At 37.4% G+C, this 19,185-nt stretch carries 29 protein-coding genes; all 29 read right to left on the reverse strand.

Features of this window, described 5'->3' with window-relative positions:
• Window positions 1-4 precede the first annotated feature (4 nt).
• Entirely contained in the window at window positions 5-1,345 is a 1,341-nt protein-coding gene (gene secY / locus B9Y81_RS02330; protein ID WP_085535376.1) for a preprotein translocase subunit SecY, read from the reverse strand.
• Between the two features lie 3 nt (window positions 1,346-1,348).
• Window positions 1,349-1,795, reverse strand: a complete 447-nt coding sequence (gene rplO / locus B9Y81_RS02335) for a 50S ribosomal protein L15 (RefSeq protein ID WP_085535377.1) — start codon at window positions 1,793-1,795, stop codon at window positions 1,349-1,351.
• A 31-nt stretch (window positions 1,796-1,826) separates the two neighbouring features.
• Window positions 1,827-2,003, reverse strand: a complete 177-nt coding sequence (gene rpmD / locus B9Y81_RS02340) for a 50S ribosomal protein L30 (protein WP_217809488.1) — start codon at window positions 2,001-2,003, stop codon at window positions 1,827-1,829.
• Between the two features lie 13 nt (window positions 2,004-2,016).
• A complete protein-coding gene (gene rpsE, locus B9Y81_RS02345) occupies window positions 2,017-2,535 on the reverse strand; it encodes a 30S ribosomal protein S5 (RefSeq protein ID WP_085535379.1) in 519 nt (172 codons plus the stop codon).
• Between the two features lie 5 nt (window positions 2,536-2,540).
• Window positions 2,541-2,885 carry a 50S ribosomal protein L18 gene (rplR, locus tag B9Y81_RS02350; RefSeq protein ID WP_085535380.1) on the reverse strand — a complete coding sequence of 115 codons (345 nt, stop codon included), beginning with the start codon at window positions 2,883-2,885 and terminating at the stop codon, window positions 2,541-2,543.
• 21 nt (window positions 2,886-2,906) lie between these two features.
• Window positions 2,907-3,458, reverse strand: a complete 552-nt coding sequence (gene rplF, locus B9Y81_RS02355; RefSeq protein WP_085535381.1) for a 50S ribosomal protein L6 — start codon at window positions 3,456-3,458, stop codon at window positions 2,907-2,909.
• A gap of 18 nt (window positions 3,459-3,476) precedes the next feature.
• Window positions 3,477-3,872 carry a 30S ribosomal protein S8 gene (gene rpsH, locus B9Y81_RS02360; RefSeq protein WP_085535382.1) on the reverse strand — a complete coding sequence of 132 codons (396 nt, stop codon included), beginning with the start codon at window positions 3,870-3,872 and terminating at the stop codon, window positions 3,477-3,479.
• A gap of 58 nt (window positions 3,873-3,930) precedes the next feature.
• A complete protein-coding gene (gene rpsN, locus B9Y81_RS02365) occupies window positions 3,931-4,200 on the reverse strand; it encodes a 30S ribosomal protein S14 (protein ID WP_085535383.1) in 270 nt (89 codons plus the stop codon).
• An 8-nt stretch (window positions 4,201-4,208) separates the two neighbouring features.
• The gene (gene rplE / locus B9Y81_RS02370; protein WP_085535384.1) at window positions 4,209-4,766 is read right to left on the reverse strand and encodes a 50S ribosomal protein L5; all 558 of its coding nucleotides are present in this window, start codon (window positions 4,764-4,766) and stop codon (window positions 4,209-4,211) included.
• Window positions 4,766-5,086, reverse strand: coding sequence for a 50S ribosomal protein L24 (gene rplX, locus B9Y81_RS02375; RefSeq protein WP_085535385.1), 321 nt, complete (start codon window positions 5,084-5,086; stop codon window positions 4,766-4,768). Before rplX ends, rplE begins: the two co-directional genes overlap by 1 nt.
• Before the next feature lie 17 nt (window positions 5,087-5,103).
• Window positions 5,104-5,469 (reverse strand): 50S ribosomal protein L14, encoded by a 366-nt coding sequence (rplN, locus tag B9Y81_RS02380; RefSeq protein ID WP_085535386.1) that lies wholly within the window; start codon window positions 5,467-5,469, stop codon window positions 5,104-5,106.
• A gap of 1 nt (window position 5,470) precedes the next feature.
• Complete coding sequence (gene rpsQ / locus B9Y81_RS02385; RefSeq protein WP_095996236.1) at window positions 5,471-5,740, reverse strand: 30S ribosomal protein S17; 270 nt, start codon at window positions 5,738-5,740, stop codon at window positions 5,471-5,473.
• Window positions 5,740-5,937 (reverse strand): 50S ribosomal protein L29, encoded by a 198-nt coding sequence (gene rpmC, locus B9Y81_RS02390; protein ID WP_085535387.1) that lies wholly within the window; start codon window positions 5,935-5,937, stop codon window positions 5,740-5,742. The genes rpsQ and rpmC overlap by 1 nt, the downstream gene beginning before the upstream one ends.
• A gap of 5 nt (window positions 5,938-5,942) precedes the next feature.
• Window positions 5,943-6,377 carry a 50S ribosomal protein L16 gene (gene rplP / locus B9Y81_RS02395; protein ID WP_085535388.1) on the reverse strand — a complete coding sequence of 145 codons (435 nt, stop codon included), beginning with the start codon at window positions 6,375-6,377 and terminating at the stop codon, window positions 5,943-5,945.
• 19 nt (window positions 6,378-6,396) lie between these two features.
• Window positions 6,397-7,125 (reverse strand): 30S ribosomal protein S3, encoded by a 729-nt coding sequence (gene rpsC, locus B9Y81_RS02400; RefSeq protein ID WP_085535389.1) that lies wholly within the window; start codon window positions 7,123-7,125, stop codon window positions 6,397-6,399.
• A 6-nt stretch (window positions 7,126-7,131) separates the two neighbouring features.
• Window positions 7,132-7,542, reverse strand: a complete 411-nt coding sequence (rplV, locus tag B9Y81_RS02405; RefSeq protein WP_085535390.1) for a 50S ribosomal protein L22 — start codon at window positions 7,540-7,542, stop codon at window positions 7,132-7,134.
• A 41-nt stretch (window positions 7,543-7,583) separates the two neighbouring features.
• The gene (gene rpsS, locus B9Y81_RS02410) at window positions 7,584-7,853 is read right to left on the reverse strand and encodes a 30S ribosomal protein S19 (protein WP_085535391.1); all 270 of its coding nucleotides are present in this window, start codon (window positions 7,851-7,853) and stop codon (window positions 7,584-7,586) included.
• A 20-nt stretch (window positions 7,854-7,873) separates the two neighbouring features.
• Entirely contained in the window at window positions 7,874-8,698 is an 825-nt protein-coding gene (rplB, locus tag B9Y81_RS02415; protein ID WP_085535392.1) for a 50S ribosomal protein L2, read from the reverse strand.
• Between the two features lie 6 nt (window positions 8,699-8,704).
• Window positions 8,705-8,998 carry a 50S ribosomal protein L23 gene (gene rplW / locus B9Y81_RS02420; RefSeq protein WP_085535512.1) on the reverse strand — a complete coding sequence of 98 codons (294 nt, stop codon included), beginning with the start codon at window positions 8,996-8,998 and terminating at the stop codon, window positions 8,705-8,707.
• Between the two features lie 12 nt (window positions 8,999-9,010).
• Complete coding sequence (rplD, locus tag B9Y81_RS02425; protein WP_085535393.1) at window positions 9,011-9,640, reverse strand: 50S ribosomal protein L4; 630 nt, start codon at window positions 9,638-9,640, stop codon at window positions 9,011-9,013.
• A complete protein-coding gene (gene rplC, locus B9Y81_RS02430; RefSeq protein ID WP_085535394.1) occupies window positions 9,640-10,257 on the reverse strand; it encodes a 50S ribosomal protein L3 in 618 nt (205 codons plus the stop codon). The genes rplD and rplC overlap by 1 nt, the downstream gene beginning before the upstream one ends.
• 20 nt (window positions 10,258-10,277) lie before the next feature.
• A complete protein-coding gene (gene rpsJ / locus B9Y81_RS02435) occupies window positions 10,278-10,583 on the reverse strand; it encodes a 30S ribosomal protein S10 (RefSeq protein ID WP_005634728.1) in 306 nt (101 codons plus the stop codon).
• A gap of 23 nt (window positions 10,584-10,606) precedes the next feature.
• Window positions 10,607-12,733: an elongation factor G gene (gene fusA, locus B9Y81_RS02440; protein WP_085535395.1), complete on the reverse strand. Its 2,127-nt coding sequence runs from the start codon at window positions 12,731-12,733 to the stop codon at window positions 10,607-10,609.
• A 31-nt stretch (window positions 12,734-12,764) separates the two neighbouring features.
• Window positions 12,765-13,241, reverse strand: a complete 477-nt coding sequence (gene rpsG / locus B9Y81_RS02445) for a 30S ribosomal protein S7 (protein ID WP_085535396.1) — start codon at window positions 13,239-13,241, stop codon at window positions 12,765-12,767.
• Window positions 13,242-13,389: 148 nt separating this feature from the next.
• Window positions 13,390-13,797 (reverse strand): 30S ribosomal protein S12, encoded by a 408-nt coding sequence (gene rpsL / locus B9Y81_RS02450; protein WP_085535397.1) that lies wholly within the window; start codon window positions 13,795-13,797, stop codon window positions 13,390-13,392.
• 266 nt (window positions 13,798-14,063) lie between these two features.
• On the reverse strand, window positions 14,064-15,908 hold the full coding sequence (gene mutL / locus B9Y81_RS02455) for a DNA mismatch repair endonuclease MutL (RefSeq protein ID WP_085535513.1): 1,845 nt from the start codon (window positions 15,906-15,908) through the stop codon (window positions 14,064-14,066).
• Window positions 15,905-16,210, reverse strand: coding sequence for a hypothetical protein (locus B9Y81_RS02460; protein ID WP_085535398.1), 306 nt, complete (start codon window positions 16,208-16,210; stop codon window positions 15,905-15,907). Before B9Y81_RS02460 ends, mutL begins: the two co-directional genes overlap by 4 nt.
• 30 nt (window positions 16,211-16,240) lie before the next feature.
• On the reverse strand, window positions 16,241-17,833 hold the full coding sequence (locus tag B9Y81_RS02465; RefSeq protein ID WP_085535399.1) for an OstA-like protein: 1,593 nt from the start codon (window positions 17,831-17,833) through the stop codon (window positions 16,241-16,243).
• Window positions 17,818-19,179 (reverse strand): peptidylprolyl isomerase, encoded by a 1,362-nt coding sequence (locus B9Y81_RS02470; protein WP_085535400.1) that lies wholly within the window; start codon window positions 19,177-19,179, stop codon window positions 17,818-17,820. Before B9Y81_RS02470 ends, B9Y81_RS02465 begins: the two co-directional genes overlap by 16 nt.
• Window positions 19,180-19,185: the final 6 nt, after the last annotated feature.

Genomic DNA, 19,185 nt, shown 5'->3' on the forward strand with positions numbered 1-19,185 from the left:
ACTATCAATAAGCACCTGCAACTCCAGCGCGTCCTTTAATTCTTCCAGATTTCAGTAATCCATCATAGTGACGCATCAACAAATGGCTTTCAATTTGTTGTAAGGTATCCAGTACCACACCAACAAGAATTAAAAGTGAAGTTCCTCCAAAAAATTGAGAAAACTCCATGCTTACACCTGCCATTTGTGCAAAAGCAGGCATAATAGCAACTAAGGCTAAAAAGAAAGCACCAGGTAAAGTTATTCTATCCATTATAGAATCCAAATACTCTTTAGTGTCTCTCCCGGGTTTAATTCCAGGAATAAATCCGTTGTTTCTTTTTAAATCATCAGCCATTTGAGTTGGATTTATTGTTATCGCAGTATAAAAATAAGTAAACAAAATTATTAATACAGCGAAGACAAAATTATACCAAAAGCCGGTATTATCCATAAATGCAGCCCAAAACGTACTAGTACTTTCCGAATTCGCAAATCCGACAATAGATATTGGAATAAACATTATTGCTTGAGCAAAAATAATCGGCATCACATTAGCCGCATTTACTTTCAATGGTATATATTGTCTTGCTCCACCATATTGTTTATTACCAACAATTCGCTTAGCATACTGTACAGGTACTTTTCTTACTCCTTGAACCAAAAGAATAGCTCCCGCAATAACAAGCAATAAGAATAACATTTCCATCAAGAACATAACCAAACCACCTGTTTTGTCTGTGGTTCTAGAAATAAATTCTTGAAATAAAGAATGAGGCAATCTTGCAATGATTCCCACTAAAATAACAAATGAAATACCATTCCCAACACCTTTATCTGTGATTCTTTCTCCTAGCCATAGAATAAACATACTTCCAGCAGCCATAATTACAGTAGAAGAGAAAGTAAACCATATACCTGAAGGAAGAGATGCTCCAACTGCATTTAACTGAACACTTAAGTTAATAAGATATGTAGGTCCTTGCAGTAGCAATATAAAAATCGTCAGATAACGAGTATATTGATTTATTTTTTTTCTTCCACTTTCTCCCTCTCTCTGCATTTTCTGAAAAGATGGTACAGCAATTGCTAACAATTGCATAACAATAGATGCTGATATATAGGGCATAATTCCTAATGCAAAAATAGATGCATTAGAGAAAGCACCACCAGAAAACATATCAAGCAAAGCTAACAGTCCACCTCTTGTTTGTTCCTGCAAAGCGGTTAACGCCTTTGGATCAATACCTGGAAGCACCACATATGTACCAAATCGGTAAATAGCTACTAAGAGAAGAGTGGTGAGGATTCGATTTCTCAAATCCTCAATTTTCCAGATATTTTTTATTGTATCAATTGCTCTCATAACTTAGAGTTTAACTACAGTTCCGCCAGCAGCTTGAATAGCAGCTTCTGCACTCTTTGAAAATGCATGAGCGGAAACTTCGATACCCAAGTTTAAACTACCATTACCAAGTATTTTAACTAACTGAGAAGAAGAAGCAAAACCAGCACTAACAAGTTCTTCAAAACCAATTTTTGTATAATTATTGGCTTCTGCAAGTTGTTGCAAAGAACTCAAATTGATAGCTTTATATTCTACTCTGTTAATATTTTTAAATCCAAATTTAGGAAGACGTCTTTGAATTGGCATTTGCCCACCCTCAAAACCTATCTTTCTTGAATATCCAGATCTTGACTTAGCTCCTTTATGTCCTCTAGTAGATGTTCCTCCTAAACCAGATCCTGGTCCTCGACCAATTCTCTTTCTTGTTTTAGTAGAACCCACAGCAGGTTTTAAATTTGACAAATTCATATCTTTATGTATGTAATATTATAACTCTTAATTATTTTTCAATAGAAACTAAATGTTTCACCTTCTCAATCATCCCCAGGATAGAAGGAGTTGCTTCGTGCTCAACCGTACGATTCAATTTCCTTAAACCCAATGCATCAAGAGTTCTTTTTTGATCAATGGGACATTTAATTCTACTCTTGACTTGTTTAACTTTAATTGTTGCCATACTCATACATAATTTAGCCTTTGAATACTTTTTCAACAGATATACCTCTATTTTGAGCTACAACAAATGGACTTCTCAATTCATCTAAAGCTTCAATTGTAGCTTTTACTAAGTTATGAGGATTGGAAGATCCTTTTGATTTAGCCAAAACGTCGGTTATCCCAACACTCTCTAAAACTGCACGCATAGCACCACCGGCTTTTACTCCGGTTCCTAATGTTGCAGGTTTGATAAGCACCTCAGCACCACCAAATTTGGCTGCTTGCTCATGAGGGATAGTTCCTTTATGAACAGGAACTCGAATTAAGTTCTTTTTAGCAGCTTCAACACCTTTTGCTATAGCAGTAGTTACTTCGCCTGCTTTACCTAATCCCCATCCAACAATACCATCTTCGTTTCCAACTACAACAATTGCAGCAAAACTAAAGGTTCGACCACCTTTCGTAACCTTGGTTACACGATTAATTGCAACCAAACGGTCTTTCAATTCAATATCGTTAGTCGATTTAATTTTATTATTATTTCCAGCCATCCTTATTAAAATTTAAGACCACCATTACGTGCAGCATCAGCTAACTCTTTAATTCTGCCATGATACAAATATCCATTGCGATCGAACACGACTGTTTGGATACCTGCTTCCATTGCATTTTTCGCAATCTGCTCACCAACTTTAGCTGCAATAACTTTTTTTGTTTCGGTTTTTTCCAACTTCAATGATGATACCGCTGCTAATGTTATTCCTTTTGAGTCATCAATAATCTGTGCATAAATTTGCTTGTTGCTTCTAAACACAGTTAGACGAGGACGCTCCGTTGTACCTTCAATTTTACCGCGTACACGTTGCTTTATTTTTTTCCTTCTTTCTTCTTTCGTTGTCATGCTAATTTCAGTTTTAATAGATTATTTTCCTGCTGACTTACCAGACTTTCTTCTAATAACCTCACCTACAAATTTAATACCCTTTCCTTTGTATGGTTCAGGCTTTCTAAAAGATCGGATTTTTGCACAAACCTGACCTATCAACTGTTTATCGGCAGACTCTAATATTACAAGAGGATTTTTATTTCTTTCCGCTTTTGTTTCAACCTTAACTTCATTAGGTAACATCAAAAATATATTATGAGTAAAACCTAACGAGAAATCTAATAATTGACCTGCATTAGATACACGATATCCAACACCTACAAGTTCTAATTCTTTTTTATATCCTTCAGATACACCAATAACCATATTATTGATTAATGATCTGTATAAGCCATGCAAGGCTCTGTAATTTCTCTCATCTGAAGGTCTTATAAGCTGAATCTCGCCATTATTAATTTCAACTTTAATATCCGGGTTGATCTTTTGATTAAGCTCACCTTTAGGACCTTTTACTGTTACTGTAGAATCCTTAACAGTAACCGTTACTCCTGCAGGAATATTTATTGGTAATTTTCCTATTCTTGACATAATTACTTCCTCTTAGAATTAATAAACATAACACAAAACTTCACCACCAATTTTATGATCGCGAATTTCTTTATCAGTCATTACACCTTTGGAAGTAGATATGATAGCTATTCCCAATCCATTAAGTACTCTTGGAGTATCTTTGTATCCAACATACTTACGTAACCCTGGAGTAGAAACTCTTTTCAACACTTTAATGGCGTTAACCTTATTAACTAAATCATATTTCAAGGCAATCTTAATTGTACCTTGAGGACCATCTTCTATAAACTTATAGTTTAAGATATACCCTTTGTCAAAAAGAATTTTTGTAATTTCTTTTTTCAAATTTGAGGCAGGCACTTCAACAACTCTGTGTTTCGCCTTTATTGCATTACGCAACCTCGTTAAATAATCTGCTATAGGATCTGTCATTCTTATAATAATTAAATTGATCCGGGCTTTCCGGACAATATTTAAAACTACACACTAGTTACCAACTTGCTTTTTTCACTCCAGGGATTAATCCGTTTGAAGCCATTTCACGAAACTGAATACGTGAAACACCAAATTGGCGTATATACCCTTTAGGACGTCCAGTAATTTTACATCTATTGTGTAATCTAACAGGAGAAGCATTTTTAGGTAATGATTGCAAAGCTTCATAATTTCCCTCAGCTTTCAACTGAGCTCTTTTTTCAGCATACTTTGCAACAAGCCTAGCTCTTTTCACCTCACGGGCTTTCATCGATTCTTTTGCCATAACTTATCTTAGTCTTTTTTTATGTTCTTGAAAGGCAAACCAAACTCTCTCAAAAGAGCATAACCTTCCTCATCTGTTTTAGCAGAAGTCACAAAGGTAATATTCATTCCTAAAATTTTAGTAATATTATCAATATTAATTTCAGGAAAAATGATTTGCTCTTGAATACCTAAAGTATAATTACCACGTCCGTCCAACTTACTTTCGATACCTTTAAAGTCACGAATACGAGGGAGCGCAACACGCACTAATCTCTCTAAAAACTCATACATATGTTCACGGCGTAAAGTAACCATCACACCGATCGGCATCTTTTTTCTTAACTTAAAGTTAGAGATGTCTTTTTTAGAAACTGTAGCAACAGCCTTTTGACCAGTAATTAGTCCTAATTCGGCTACAGCAACATCTATAATTTTCTTATCCGCAGTAGCTGAACCTAAACCTTGATTGATAACAATCTTTTTCAATACAGGAACCTGCATTACAGATTTATATCCAAACTCCTTAGTCAAAGCAGGTACAATTCTGTCCTGATATTCATTCTTTAGACTGGCAGTATTGCTCATTATTTAATTTCCTCCCCTGATTTTTTTGAATAACGCACTAACACTCCTTTGTCGTTCAACTTACGTCCAATTCGTGTTGGTTTTCCTGATTTTGGATCAATAACATTCAAATTAGAGATATGAATAGGAGCTTCCTTCTTCTCAACTCCACCTTGTGGATTTTTTGCGTTTGGCTTAGTGTGTTTTGAAACCATTTTAACACCTTCTACAATTGCTCTGTTCTCTTTCACCTGAACTTGCAAAACACGACCGGTCTTTCCTTTGTCGACCCCAGTGTTTACAAAAACAATGTCGCCTTTTTTAATATGTAACTTACTCATTACCTAAAGTTTACAATTTATAACACTTCCGGTGCAAGTGAAACAATCTTCATATTTGTCGCGCGTAACTCTCTGGCCACCGGGCCAAAAATACGACTACCACGAATATCACCCCCTGCATTCAATAACACACATGCATTATCGTCGAAACGAATATAAGACCCATCTTGACGACGGATTTCCTTCTTTGTGCGAACGATAATAGCTTTAGAAACTGCCCCCTTCTTCACATCGCTAGAAGGAATGACACTTTTTATTGCAACGACAATTACATCTCCAACAGTAGCATAACGTTTTCTTGTACCTCCAAGTACACGTATACATAAAGCTTCTCTGGCTCCACTATTGTCAGCAACTACTAATCTTGATTCTTGTTGTATCATATTACTTCGCTCTTTCGATTATTTGAACTAATCTCCATCTTTTTGTTTTGCTCAAGGGTCTAGTTTCCATAATCTTTACGGTATCCCCTATATTGCATTCATTCTTTTCATCGTGAGCGTGATATTTCTTTGTTTTATTAACAAACTTACCATAAATTGGATGTTTTTCTTTCCACTTCACAGCAACTGTGACGCTTTTATCCATTTTATTACTAAAAACAACGCCCGTTCTTTCTTTTCTTAAATTTCTTGTTTCCATCAGGCTCATGATTATTTGTTGTTTATTTCTCTCAATCGCAACTCAGTTTTCATACGCGCAATCGTTCTACGTTGATATTTAAGTTGAGCAGGATTTTCCAATGGAGAAATACTATGGCCGATTTTCTTTTGCTCATAAGCAAGCGTATCAGCATCTATTCTTTCTTGCAACTCAGTTGTTGTCAATTCTCTAATTTCTGCAATCTTCATAACATTTACGCATTTTGATTTTGCATATCATAGTCACGTCTCACAACAAATTTTGTTGTCACCGGTAGTTTTTGAGCAGCCAGACGCAATGCTTCTTTCGCTACATCAAAAGGAACACCTTCTATTTCGAAGATTAATCTTCCGGGAGTTACCGGAGCAACAAATCCTTCAGGAGCACCTTTTCCTTTACCCATACGCACTTCAGCAGGCTTCTTGGTTATCGGTTTATCCGGGAAAATTCTAACCCACACCTGACCTTGACGCTGCATATAACGAGTTACAGCAATACGAGCAGCTTCAATTTGTCTACCCGTAATCCATTTATTCTGTAACGCTTTTATTCCAAAAGATCCAAAAGCCAACTGATTTCCGCGTTGAGCATCGCCCTTCATACGGCCTTTTTGTTGTCTTCTAAACTTTGTTTTCTTAGGTTGTAACATCTTTTCTAAATTCTAATGTTTAGCGATTGGTTTTCTTTCTTTTGAAGTTTTTTTCTCTGCCGCCACCATCATTGCGACGACCAACTTCTTTTGATGTTGTAAATGAAGGAGAAAGATCTCTTTTTCCATAAATCTCACCACGACAAATCCAAACTTTCACACCAAGTAAGCCCACTTTAGTCAGTGCTTCGGCCAATGCATAATCAATATCAGCTCTGAAAGTATGAAGAGGAGTTCTTCCTTCCTTATACATTTCTGAACGTGCCATTTCAGCCCCATTTAAACGTCCTGAAATTTGCACTTTGATACCCTCTGCACCCATTCTCATCGTTGATGCAATAGCCATTTTAATAGCACGACGATAAGCGATCTTACCTTCTAACTGACGAGCAATATTATTTGCAACAATAACTGCATCTAATTCAGGTCTTTTAATTTCAAAAATATTGATCTGAACTTCCTTATCAGTTATTTTCTTCAACTCCTCTTTTAACTTATCAACCTCTTGACCTCCCTTACCGATAATAATACCAGGGCGAGAAGTACAAACAGTTATAGTAATTAATTTCAACGTACGTTCGATAACAATACGTGATACGCTAGCTTTGGCAAGACGGGCATTTAAATATTTACGGATCTTTGTATCTTCCAACAAGGTATCTCCATAATTTTTCCCTCCATACCAATTAGAATCCCATCCTTTGATGATTCCTAATCGATTACTAATCGGATTAACTTTCTGTCCCATCTACAATTAATTTTGACTATCATTTGTACTTAGCGCATCCACAAATAAAGTTACATGATTCGAACGCTTACGAATTCTATAACCTCTTCCTTGAGGAGCTGGTCTCATTCTTTTTAAAGTAGTAGCGCAATCAACGCTTACAGATGAGATAAACAACTCTCCAGTTTCTGCTTTACGTTCATTCTTTTGCTCCCAATTAGCAATAGCCGAACGAAGCAATTTTTCAATTCTTGCTGCAGCTTCTTTATTTGAAAATTTAAGAACACCCAATGCTCTGAACACTTCCATACCACGAATCATGTCAACGACCAATCGCATTTTTCGTGGAGAAGTAGGAACGTTCTTCAATTTAGCAAAATACATTTGCTTTTGGGCTTCTTTTCTTGCTTCAGCTGATATTCTTTTTCTAGCACCCATTTTATTGATTCTTTTTTAATTCAAATCTTAACATTCCTGTCTTATCTTTTTTTGTTACCAGAATGACCACGGAAAGTACGCGTTGGAGAGAATTCTCCTAACTTATGTCCTACCATATTTTCTGTAACAAAAACAGGAATAAATTTATTACCATTATGAACTGCAATTGTATGGCCCACAAAATCCGGGGAAATCATTGAAGCTCTTGCCCAAGTCTTTATTACAGCTTTTTTTCCTGACTCATTCATAGTCAAGACTTTTTTCTCAAGCTTAATATTAATATAAGGGCCTTTTTTTAATGAACGACTCATAGTTTTCTTAATTAATCAGATTACTTTTTCCTTCTTTCAATAATATACTTAGAAGAATGCTTTTTAGGAGCTCTTGTTTTCAAGCCCTTAGCATACAAGCCCTTGCGTGATCTAGGATGTCCTCCTGAAGCACGTCCTTCACCACCACCCATTGGGTGATCAACCGGGTTCATAACAACCCCGCGGTTACGTGGACGACGTCCAAGCCATCTAGAGCGGCCAGCTTTACCTGATTTCTCAAGACCATGGTCTGAGTTTCCAACACTTCCTATTGTAGCCTTACATGCAGAAAGAATCTTACGGGTTTCACCTGAAGGCATTCTTATAATTACATAATCTCCCTCACGAGAGGTCAATTGAGCAAACGCACCAGCAGAACGAACCATCTTAGCTCCCTGTCCAGGACGTAATTCAATATTATGTATAATTGTACCTACCGGAATTTTTGCCATTGGCAAAGTATTTCCAATCTCAGGAGCTACATCACTACCTGAAACCACTGTTTGGCCAACTTCCAAGCCTTCTGGAGCTAAAATATATGTTTTTTCTCCATCAGCATAATACAACAATGCAATACGAGAAGTACGATTTGGGTCGTACTCAATCGTTTTCACTGTTGCAGGAACGCCATCTTTATTTCTCTTGAAGTCAATAAATCTAAATTTTTGTTTATGACCACCGCCAATATAGCGCATAGTCATTTTACCGGTGTTATTACGACCACCAGTACGTTTTTTACCAACTACAAGAGACTTTTCTGGTGTACTTGCAGTGATTTTATCAAATGCACCAATAATTTTGTGTCTCTGCCCCGGTGTTGTGGGCTTTATTTTACGTATTCCCATTTCTTTTTAAATATTACTAAAGAAATCTATAGCTTCACCATCTTTTAACGTCACAATAGCTTTCTTGAATGAAGACTGTTTTCCAGTGATAACACCAGATCTCGTAAAACGACTCTTACGTTTTCCTGAATAATTCATGGTGTTAACGTCAGCAACAGCAACACCATACATATCTTCGATTGCTTTCTTTATTTGCAGCTTATTCGCATCAGGAGAAACGCGAAAACCATACCTATTAGGCATTTTTTCCGTAATCGCAGTTTGTTTTTCTGTTATTATAGGTTTTATAATTATTCCCATCATTTAATCTCCTTATGCTTTAAATAAGTTTTCTAATATAGCTACAGAACTCTCTGTTAAAACCAGATTTTTTGCATTCAAGACATTGTATGTATTTATATCAGAAGCAATTATAACATCTGCCTTTTTCAGATTTCGAGCCGACAAATATACGAAATTATTTCTTTCAGACAATACTAACAACAATCTTCTGTCTGCAACTTTCAGATTTTCAGCAATTGAGATAAATTCTTTTGTTTTTGGAACATCAAATGAGAAGTCCTCAACAACAACAATTGCATTTTCTTTAGCTTTATAACTTAATGCTGATTTACGCGCCAGATTTTTCAACTTTTTATTAAGTTTAAATCTGTAATCTCTTGGTTTAGGACCAAACACACGACCACCTCCAACTAAAACCGGAGAATTGATATCACCACGACGAGCACCACCTCCACCTTTCTGACGGATAAGTTTACGTGTACTTCCGGATATCTCACTTCTTTCTTTAGACTTATGAGTTCCTTGTCTTTGGTTTGCTAAATACTGTTTTACATCCAGATAAATAGCATGATCATTTGGTTCAATCCCAAAAATTGCATCATTCAAAGTTACCTTTCTTCCGGTATCTTCTCCTTTAATATTTACTACGTTCAGTTCCATTACTTTTCAATTAATACGATTGAACCTTTTGAACCTGGAATCGAACCTTTCACCAATAAAAGGTTATGTTCCGATATCACCTTAATCACTTCTAAGTTCTGAACAGTCACACGCTCATTACCCATTTGTCCAGCCATTCTTGTTCCTTTGAACACCTTTGCAGGATAAGAACAAGCACCAATACTACCCGGAGCACGCAAACGATTGTGCTGACCATGAGTAGACTGTCCAACTCCACCAAATCCGTGACGTTTAACTACACCTTGGAAGCCTTTACCTTTAGATGTACCGATCACATCTACAAATCCTGCATTTTCTAAATAATCCACAGTGATAACATCACCTAAATTATAAGAAGTTTCAAAATCCTTGAACTCGGCCAAGTGTCTCTTTGGGGTTACGCCTGCTTTCTTGAAATGACCTAATTCCGGCTTTGTAGTATGTTTTTCCTTTTTCTCCTGGAAACCCAACTGTACAGCCTCATAACCATCTTTTTCAAGAGATTTAATCTGTGTAACCACACAAGGACCTACTTCGATAACAGTGCATGGAAGATTTTTTCCCTCGGCACTGAATACGGATGTCATTCCGATTTTTTTTCCTAATAATCCTGGCATTTCACTTAAAATTTAATATCTCACACTTTAATTTCTACTTCTACACCACTAGGTAATTCTAGTTTCATCAACGCATCTACTGTTTTTGCTGTTGAACTATAAATATCGATCAATCTTTTATAAGAAGAAAGCTCGAACTGTTCACGTGACTTTTTGTTAACAAAAGTCGAGCGATTCACAGTAAAAATACGCTTGTGCGTAGGCAGAGGAATAGGGCCGCTAACAACAGCACCTGTAGCCTTCACCGTCTTAACGATTTTCTCTGCTGATTTATCAACAAGAGAATAATCGTATGACTTTAATTTAATTCTGATCTTTTGGCTCATTTTATATTATAATTTCTAATAATTTATTTGATCAAGTCTACTCTACCTTGCACCTCTGTCAACACTTGCTTAGCAATAGATCCTGACACTTCGGCGTAATGCGAGAATATCATAGAAGAAGTAGCACGTCCTGACGTAATAGTACGCAAAGCTGTTACATAACCAAATGTTTCCGCCAATGGAACTTTTGCTTTTACGATACGAGCACCGGTACGGCTTGTTTCCATTCCTTCTACTTGTCCGCGTCTCTTATTCAAGTCGCCAATCACATCTCCCATACTCTCTTCCGGAGTCACCACTTCAATTTTCATTATTGGTTCCATCAATGCAGGACCCGCTTTCTCTGAAGCACTCTTGAATGCTTGGATAGCACATATTTCAAATGAAAGTTGATCCGAGTCAACCGTATGGAACGATCCATCAATTAAAGTTACTTTCAACTGATCCAATGAATATCCGGCCAAAACACCATTTTTCATTGCTTTCAAGAAACCTTTTTGAACAGAAGGGATAAATTCCTTAGGAATATTACCACCTTTAACTTCATCAATAAACTGCAATTCGCCTACGAAATCAGCATCAGCCGGTTCGATTCTAACGATAATATCAGCAAATTTACCACGACCTCCTGATTGTTTCTTATAAACTTCACGAAGTTCAACTGATTTAGTAATAGCCTCTTTGTAAGAAACCTGTGGACGTCCCTGATTACATTCAACTTTAAATTCACGACGTAATCTGTCGATAATGATATCCAGGTGTAATTCACCCATACCACTAATAACAGTCTGTCCTGTTTCTTCGTTTGTTTGAACACGGAAAGTTGGATCCTCTTCAGACAGTTTAGAAAGACCTACACCAAGTTTATCCAAATCTTTCTGTGTTTTCGGTTCAACCGCAATACCAATTACCGGTTCCGGGAACTCTATCGATTCCAATACAATTGGATGAGCTTCATCACAAAGCGTATCTCCCGTACGGATATCTTTAAAACCAACACCTGCACCAATATCACCACAACCAATGGCTTCCATCGGATTTTGTTTATTTGAGTGCATTTGGAACAAACGCGAAATACGCTCTTTCTTATCAGATCTTGTATTCAGAACATAAGTTCCTGCATTAAGAGCACCTGAATAGACACGGAAAAAGCAAAGACGACCTACATAAGGGTCAGTTGCGATTTTAAATGCCAAAGCCGTCATTGGTTCTTCAAACAAAGGCTTGCGAACAATCACTTTTTCAGGATCACGAGGATCTGTACCTTCAATCGCAGCCGTATCGCTAGGGCTTGGAAGATAAGAACATACAGCATCCAAAAGAGTCTGAACACCTTTATTTTTGAAAGATGAGCCACAAATCATCGGGTTAATCATCATTTCTAAAGTTCCTTTGCGGATAGCTGCTCTGATTTCAGCTTCTGTAATAGTAGAAGGATCGTCAAAATACTTCTCCATTAGCGTATCATCACATTCAGCTAATGTTTCAAGCATTTTATCTCTCCATTCAAGAACCTCTTCCATCATGTTTGCCGGTATTTCTTCAACATCATACTCAGCACCCATAGCTTCATCATGCCACAAGATCGCTTTCATTGTAACCAGGTCAACAACTCCTTTAAAAGTCTCTTCAGCACCGATTGGCACCTGAATAGGACAAGGATTTGCGCCTAAAACGTCTTTCACCTGACGAATAACTTCAAAGAAATTTGCTCCTGAACGGTCCATTTTGTTTACGTAACCAATTCGAGGAACATTATATTTATCTGCTTGTCTCCATACGGTTTCAGATTGAGGTTCTACCCCACCAACCGCACAAAAAGCAGCAACTGCACCATCCAGAATACGTAAAGAACGCTCTACTTCAACAGTAAAGTCAACGTGTCCCGGAGTGTCAATCAAGTTAATTTTATATTTATCATTTGCATAATTCCAGAAAGTGGTGGTAGCAGCCGAGGTAATCGTGATACCACGTTCCTGTTCCTGCGCCATCCAGTCCATAGTAGCCGCTCCATCATGCACTTCACCGATTTTATGCGTTAAACCAGTATAGAAAAGAATACGCTCAGAAGTCGTAGTCTTTCCTGCATCAATGTGCGCCATGATGCCGATGTTCCTTGTAAACTTTAATAGTTCGTCAGCTTTTGTCATCTTTCGTTTATTCTTCTAAATATTATGCTTATTAAAATCTAAAGTGTGCGAATGCACGGTTCGCCTCTGCCATACGGTGCATATCTTCTTTTCTTTTGTATGCACCACCTTGACTATTAAACGCATCTACAATCTCTGCAGACAATTTATCTGACATAGTCTTCCCTCCTCTTTTACGAGAATAAAGGATCAGGTTTTTCATTGAAACAGATTCTTTACGATCAGGACGAATTTCGGTAGGTACTTGAAAAGTTGCTCCACCTACACGGCGAGACTTAACTTCAACTTGAGGAGTAATATTATCAAGAGCTGCTTTCCATATTTCCAAAGCACTCTTTTCTTCATTAGGCAATTTTGCCTTAACGGTTTCCAATGCAGAATAAAAGATTTCGAAGGCAGTATTTTTCTTGCCATCATACATCAAATGGTTAACGAATCTCGTAACCTTAACATCACCAAAAACTGGATCCGGAAGGATCTGTCTTTTTTTGGGTTTTGCTTTTCTCATTTTGTTTTCAAAAATTTACGTTTTTGTTCTTGGTTGCCTTAGCATCGTCTTCAACAGTTCCGCTGAACCATTTACTCAACCTTATAGCCTATCCAAATAACTCAAACCTGTTTAAACATTTTAATTTAAATTCACAGTTTGAAAGGGATTATTTTTTCTTTCCTTTAGCTGCTGGAGCTGCTCCTGGTTTAGGACGCTTCGCACCATACTTTGAACGTCTTTGAGTACGACCGTTAACCCCCGCAGTATCTAATGTACCACGCACGATATGATAACGTACCCCGGGTAAATCTTTCACACGTCCTCCACGAACCAACACAATTGAGTGTTCCTGCAAATTATGTCCTTCTCCAGGAATATAAGCATTTACTTCTTTCGTGTTTGTCAAACGAACTCTCGCAACTTTACGCATTGCCGAGTTAGGTTTTTTAGGAGTAGTAGTATAAACACGTACACATACTCCACGTCTTTGAGGACATGAATCAAGTGCAGGCGATTTACCTTTTACTTCCAAAGTTTCCCTTCCTTTTCTAACTAATTGTTGAATTGTAGGCATTTTTTACTTTTTACTTTAGAATGATTCTTTTTTATTATATCTTTTTAAATTTCAGAGTGCAAAGATAGACATTATTTGCATAATATCAATGTTTTACACCTTCAACAACACTTTTCTTATATTAAAAGCGGTGCAAAGTTAACTATTTACATTCAGTATACAATCGAGGGAGTAACTTATATTTGATATAATTAACATTATATAAGTTTTAAGGTTAGGGCTTTACATACTGTTGCCTTATAGGGAAAGAGGATTTAACGGCTAACTTATCGAAATCTACGTTCCAATTCGTCATCATTAATTAAGGTAAGAATATTCTTTCCATCCGGAGTTAAACGGGTTTCCCGGCAGGAAAAAAGAGAAGCGATAAGGTGCTCCATTTCTTCGACAGACATGGTCTTACCGTATTTTATTGCTGTAGCCTTAGCAAGAGTTAGCGCAAGAATATGAGCCAAATCCTCCTTTATGGAATTATTATGCTCCATCGCTTTGCTTATCATGTCCTTCAAAAGCGATACAGGATCTACACTTTCTAACTCGGAAGGCAAACCATTAATTACATAGGTATTATTACCTAAATCAGACAATTCAAAACCCACATAAGACAAATCGTCCAGCAGGTCCGGTAGTATCAACGCTTCTGAAGATGACAATTCAACTATTTCGGGGAAAAGAATCTTTTGACTGATGCTTCTTCTTTGTTTAATATTATTGGCATATTGCTCATAAAGCACATTTAGATGCGCCCTGTGTTGATCTATCAGCGCAAGTCCGGATTTGAGCGCCGTTATAATGTATTTATCTTTATATTGATAACAAGGAAACAATTCCTTAGACTGATTTACAGAACCGGAAACAACCGGTTCCTCGTTTCCGGCAACATCCGCATGTGTCTCATCAAAAAGATCATGATCAAGAGCTGTTTTGCTGTTTTCAAAATCCTGATAGAGTTTAGACCAATCAAATTCTTTTCTTTCCGATCTACCTGAAGAAAGATCAAAAGGATTATAATCCGCATTAACACGTACGGTAGGAGGAGTAATCGTTGCATTACTTGAAGAAGGGGTATAAACAGGAATATCAATTGCATCCTGCCTATCAAAATCGATTGTCGGGATCATACTTGCTTTTGCCAAAGCTTCCCTGACGGCAGCAACTAATATTTGCCATATCGGCTGCTCATTCTCAAACTTTATTTCTGTCTTTGTCGGATGAATGTTTACATCAATAGTTTCGGGGTCAAGCGTAAAGTAGATAAAATAATTAGGCATTTCACCTACCGGAATTATATTTTCATAAGCCTGCATAACCGCTTTATGAAAATAAGGATGTTTCATAAAACGACCATTTACAAAGAAATATTGCAAAGCTCCTCTTTTCTTTACCGAGTCAGGCTTTCCTACAAAGCCAGATATCGTGATTAAGTTACTTTGTACTTCGACAGGAAGTAGTTTCGGATTTAATGCTTTTCCATAAACGTCAAGTATACGTTGTCGCATTCCCGCTTCAGGCAGATTAATTATCTCGACATCATTATGAAACAACGAAAACGCAGTGTGTGGATTTACTAAAGCAATGCGCTCTAATTCATTAACTATATTTCGAAATTCGGTTTCATTTGATTTTAGGAATTTCCGTCTTGCCGGCACATTAAAAAATAAGTTTTTCACAGAAAACACACTTCCGACAGCACAAACGTCTTCCTCAATTCCCGACAATACAGAACCGGCGATCGTTAATTTAACACCTACATCTAAATCTTTGGTACGCGTGCGAAGTTCTACATGCGCGACGGCTACAATTGAAGCAAGAGCTTCACCTCGAAAGCCCATAGTACGAAGTGCGAATAAATCATCAGCGGAGGAGATTTTAGAAGTAGCATGTCTTTCGAAGGCCATTCTTGCATCAGTCTCAGACATTCCTTTCCCGTCATCAATAACCTGAATCAACGTTCTCCCTGCATCTTTGATATTGATCTGAATACAAGAAGCACCGGCATCTATGGAATTTTCTACTAATTCTTTCACAACAGATGCCGGTCGCTGAATAACCTCGCCTGCTGCTATTTGATTAGCAATATTATCAGGTAAAAGATGAATTATATCACTCATTTCAAAAAGATAAACCAACCCACTAACGCCAATATGATCAAGACAGCCGCTAATTTCACATTTCTATATTTCCGGCTATCCATATCATCTCCGCGATTTACACTTTTCCTAAGATGCGTAGTACCTTCATAAAAAGAACCTTTTATCTGAGGTTTATAATCAGTTAGGTCTTCCTCAATACCCATCTCGCGCTTAATCCGGCGCTCGCGTTCTTCTTCCTTTTCTTTTTCAGGATCCCAATAAATCGGTTTATGCTCGTATTTACGAGGTCGACGCGAGTTCATAAACAAAAATGCAGCCATATTCCTTTTCTTAACTATTAAACTTAGCAACTAATGTACAAATTTATTACTTCTTTTCGGTTTATCTGTTTGTACTTCTCGAATATGAACCGTAAAAATATCATCTTTGTCTTTCGGACGCAGATAATCATACCATTTAAAATCTTTTAGTGTTTTCTGTTCCGGATTTAAATCCGGAATAGGAGTCAAACTACCTACCGGCGTTGGCCATATCTTTAATCGTTCAAGCTTGTTTTCTTTTAACCAAATACTCAAAAATCCGCTTTTTGATTCATTCAATCCGACCATGGCTCCATCACTTTCCAAAGGATAAAAGATAGATTCCGCATTCCCTTCCACATCAATTTGCTTAACCGCCTGTCCTTCAAAATAGGCCTTCAAATCACTCCCCTTCAATTGATTGTAATACGTTGAGTCCAGGTACTGAGCCGCAAAAGCGTATTCTTTTACATGGGCGTAATCAATCGCACTATCGTTCATGAATACCAGAATCGTATCTCCGAGAATTTGATATTGTTCATTCCAAAGAATCGGGTCTTTAAACATATATAAAACAGAGTCCCGGGTGTTGAACTGTAAAGAGTCACATACACCCTGCATATCTACCCGAAAGAAACGAACCCCATAATACGCTTTAACTTCTCTATATAAAGAATCAACGGTAACCATCTCCAGTGTATCGGCATGAAGGAACAGGGTATCTCCTTTTGAATACTCCAGGAAACGGGCACTATCCGTGGCAAAAGCATATTCAGACAGTTCATTATAATACCCGTAATTACCTTCCAAGGTAACCATTTGAGCTGTATCTTGAATACTCATGTTCCCAAAGGCCTCCCCAATGCCCAACGCTTTGTTGTAAGCAATAGAGTCTCCGGTCAATATACGGTTTCCGGATAAAACCCGCGAACGATCTAATAATAACGATTTATCAGCTACAGTGTCATACCACCCTCTCGAGGTATAAATAGTTCCACTATCTGAAAGTATTACAGATGGTCCTAATATGGTTGCTATTTTTGATTGTGTACTATATTCTAATGTGTCCGAAAAAAGTGTAAACTGAGGATTTTCTAATTTAACACTATCATTAAACACGGCTAATTTCGTATTAGGCGAATATTTACCGAAAAATGAAGAAAGAATATTTTGCTCATCAACAATTCGTCCGCCATCAAAATAATATCCTATATCAACTGCCCTGTCATAGTTCAAGCTATCCGTATATAAGGTAACCTCCTTATTAACCATCCGCACATTATTTCTTAACCGGGCTAATTGCGTATTCCCATCATAGATCAGATAGTCTCCATAAACAAAGAGTGTATCCCCCTGTACCATTTTTACATTACTGAAAGCCTCAAGAGAATTTTTTTCCTCATAATAATACGCACTATCACAATACATGTAAGAGCTGTCATGGCGGAAACAAACATTACCTCTTAAAATCTGCGCATCTAAAATCAGATCCTTATCATAAGACAATAGATCAGCATGCTCCAAATAAACAGAGGTTGTTTGGGGAGGTATTGTATCCTGCTCCTGCGCGGCAGTATAGGATACAAAAAAAGAAAACAGAACGAATAACAATAATCGATTCTTCACATTTATTCTTTTACCCATCCTGGGAACTCGAAGTCACAATTACGCCAACCTTCGCTGATGCGCACATAGGTAGTCTTTTGCTTCTTCGCTATCCATTCGTTTAGCAACTCTTCGCGTTTTTTAGCTTCAACAATTGTTTTTAAAGCTTGATAGTCGTCGGCAAGATTAGCCTTGTGACTTTCCGTACGAGCTCTCAATTTAACAATCGCTACCACTTCCTTTTGTTTGTTGGTAATCATTTTAAACGGCTTGGAAATATCTCCTACTTGCATATCGAAAACTACTTTACCAATTTCCTGGGGAAGCTCCTGCATTTCAAAACGAGGGGTGTTGTGATTATCGCTTTCGTAACTTGAGTTTACCATCAACCCTTTATTATTACGCGTATCTTTATCATAAGACACAAATGTAGCAGCTTCTTCGAAGGTGAATTTAGCACTTAATAAATCTGTGTATAAAGAATCCATCTTAACAATCGCCTCATTCATCTCACTTTCCGACACTTCCGGACGCAACAAGATATGGCGGCAATTAATACGATCACCTCTCTTTTCTATCAATTGAATAATATGAAAACCGTATTCCGTTTCAACAATATTAGACACTCTTTTAGGATCGGTAAGATTAAAAGCAACGTTCGCGAATTCCGGCAACAAATAAGTCTTACCTAAAAATCCCAGTTCCCCTCCCCGTTTAGCCGACTCCGGATCTTCAGAATACAACAACGCCAGCGTAGAAAATTCTTTTTCGCCTTTGGTTACTTGTTCTGTAAAGTCTCTCAAACGAGCTTTAATCGCATCTGTTTCTTCAAAAGATACTTTTGGTTCAACGGTGATTATTTGCACTTCAACTGTAGTTGGAATCATGGGCAAACTATCCTGGGAGAGTTGATTATAATATTTCCTGACATCTGCCGGAGTTAGTTTTATATCGCCAATCAAATGTCGTTTCATCTGTTCAACGATTTGCTGTTCTCTGATCAGGTCTTTACGTTCGTCTTTTAGTTGAGACAACTTCTTGTTGAAATATTCCTCTGTCTTTTCTTTTGATCCAAGCTGGTTGATTACATAATTAACCCACCTGTCCGCTTCTTGTATAACCTGATTTTCGCTCACATCGATACTGTCAATCTTTGCTTGATTCAGGAATAGTTTCTGTATGGCCATCTGTTCAGGAATCATACAGTAGGGATCACCGTTAATACGTTGACCGCTGACTTGCATATCTAAACGTTGTGCCTCAACATCCGAACGTAATACAGCATCATCTCCAACCACCCAAATAATTTCATCAATTACATTCTCCTGTGCGATCAGAAAACAAGAGCTGCACATCATAAAAAATAAAGTCAGTAACTTTTTCATTTTACC

This window comes from Massilibacteroides vaginae, assembly GCF_900178525.1.
Taxonomy (GTDB): domain Bacteria; phylum Bacteroidota; class Bacteroidia; order Bacteroidales; family Tannerellaceae; genus Massilibacteroides; species Massilibacteroides vaginae.

What these genes read in the sequence shown, in the direction of transcription:
- rplR (WP_085535380.1), bottom strand. Translation starts at nt 2,885, where the DNA reads ATGACAACGAAAGAAGAAAGAAGGAAAAAAATAAAGCAACGTGTACGC.
- rplB (WP_085535392.1), bottom strand. Translation starts at nt 8,698, where the DNA reads ATGGGAATACGTAAAATAAAGCCCACAACACCGGGGCAGAGACACAAA.
- rplO (WP_085535377.1), bottom strand. Translation starts at nt 1,795, where the DNA reads ATGAATTTGTCAAATTTAAAACCTGCTGTGGGTTCTACTAAAACAAGA.
- rpsG (WP_085535396.1), bottom strand. Translation starts at nt 13,241, where the DNA reads ATGAGAAAAGCAAAACCCAAAAAAAGACAGATCCTTCCGGATCCAGTT.
- rplC (WP_085535394.1), bottom strand. Translation starts at nt 10,257, where the DNA reads ATGCCAGGATTATTAGGAAAAAAAATCGGAATGACATCCGTATTCAGT.
- rpsC (WP_085535389.1), bottom strand. Translation starts at nt 7,125, where the DNA reads ATGGGACAGAAAGTTAATCCGATTAGTAATCGATTAGGAATCATCAAA.
- rplW (WP_085535512.1), bottom strand. Translation starts at nt 8,998, where the DNA reads ATGGGAATAATTATAAAACCTATAATAACAGAAAAACAAACTGCGATT.
- rplE (WP_085535384.1), bottom strand. Translation starts at nt 4,766, where the DNA reads ATGAGCAATACTGCCAGTCTAAAGAATGAATATCAGGACAGAATTGTA.
- rplF (WP_085535381.1), bottom strand. Translation starts at nt 3,458, where the DNA reads ATGTCAAGAATAGGAAAATTACCAATAAATATTCCTGCAGGAGTAACG.
- fusA (WP_085535395.1), bottom strand. Translation starts at nt 12,733, where the DNA reads ATGACAAAAGCTGACGAACTATTAAAGTTTACAAGGAACATCGGCATC.
- rpsS (WP_085535391.1), bottom strand. Translation starts at nt 7,853, where the DNA reads ATGAGTCGTTCATTAAAAAAAGGCCCTTATATTAATATTAAGCTTGAG.
- mutL (WP_085535513.1), bottom strand. Translation starts at nt 15,908, where the DNA reads ATGAGTGATATAATTCATCTTTTACCTGATAATATTGCTAATCAAATA.
- B9Y81_RS02470 (WP_085535400.1), bottom strand. Translation starts at nt 19,179, where the DNA reads ATGAAAAAGTTACTGACTTTATTTTTTATGATGTGCAGCTCTTGTTTT.
- B9Y81_RS02465 (WP_085535399.1), bottom strand. Translation starts at nt 17,833, where the DNA reads ATGGGTAAAAGAATAAATGTGAAGAATCGATTATTGTTATTCGTTCTG.
- rpsN (WP_085535383.1), bottom strand. Translation starts at nt 4,200, where the DNA reads ATGGCAAAAGAATCGATGAAAGCCCGTGAGGTGAAAAGAGCTAGGCTT.
- B9Y81_RS02460 (WP_085535398.1), bottom strand. Translation starts at nt 16,210, where the DNA reads ATGGCTGCATTTTTGTTTATGAACTCGCGTCGACCTCGTAAATACGAG.
- rpsH (WP_085535382.1), bottom strand. Translation starts at nt 3,872, where the DNA reads ATGACAGATCCTATAGCAGATTATTTAACGAGGTTGCGTAATGCAATA.
- rpmD (WP_217809488.1), bottom strand. Translation starts at nt 2,003, where the DNA reads ATGGCAACAATTAAAGTTAAACAAGTCAAGAGTAGAATTAAATGTCCC.
- rplV (WP_085535390.1), bottom strand. Translation starts at nt 7,542, where the DNA reads ATGGGTGCTAGAAAAAGAATATCAGCTGAAGCAAGAAAAGAAGCCCAA.
- rpsJ (WP_005634728.1), bottom strand. Translation starts at nt 10,583, where the DNA reads ATGAGCCAAAAGATCAGAATTAAATTAAAGTCATACGATTATTCTCTT.
- rpsL (WP_085535397.1), bottom strand. Translation starts at nt 13,797, where the DNA reads ATGCCTACAATTCAACAATTAGTTAGAAAAGGAAGGGAAACTTTGGAA.
- rplN (WP_085535386.1), bottom strand. Translation starts at nt 5,469, where the DNA reads ATGATACAACAAGAATCAAGATTAGTAGTTGCTGACAATAGTGGAGCC.
- rpsE (WP_085535379.1), bottom strand. Translation starts at nt 2,535, where the DNA reads ATGGCTGGAAATAATAATAAAATTAAATCGACTAACGATATTGAATTG.
- rplD (WP_085535393.1), bottom strand. Translation starts at nt 9,640, where the DNA reads ATGGAACTGAACGTAGTAAATATTAAAGGAGAAGATACCGGAAGAAAG.
- rplX (WP_085535385.1), bottom strand. Translation starts at nt 5,086, where the DNA reads ATGAGTAAGTTACATATTAAAAAAGGCGACATTGTTTTTGTAAACACT.
- rplP (WP_085535388.1), bottom strand. Translation starts at nt 6,377, where the DNA reads ATGTTACAACCTAAGAAAACAAAGTTTAGAAGACAACAAAAAGGCCGT.
- secY (WP_085535376.1), bottom strand. Translation starts at nt 1,345, where the DNA reads ATGAGAGCAATTGATACAATAAAAAATATCTGGAAAATTGAGGATTTG.
- rpmC (WP_085535387.1), bottom strand. Translation starts at nt 5,937, where the DNA reads ATGAAGATTGCAGAAATTAGAGAATTGACAACAACTGAGTTGCAAGAA.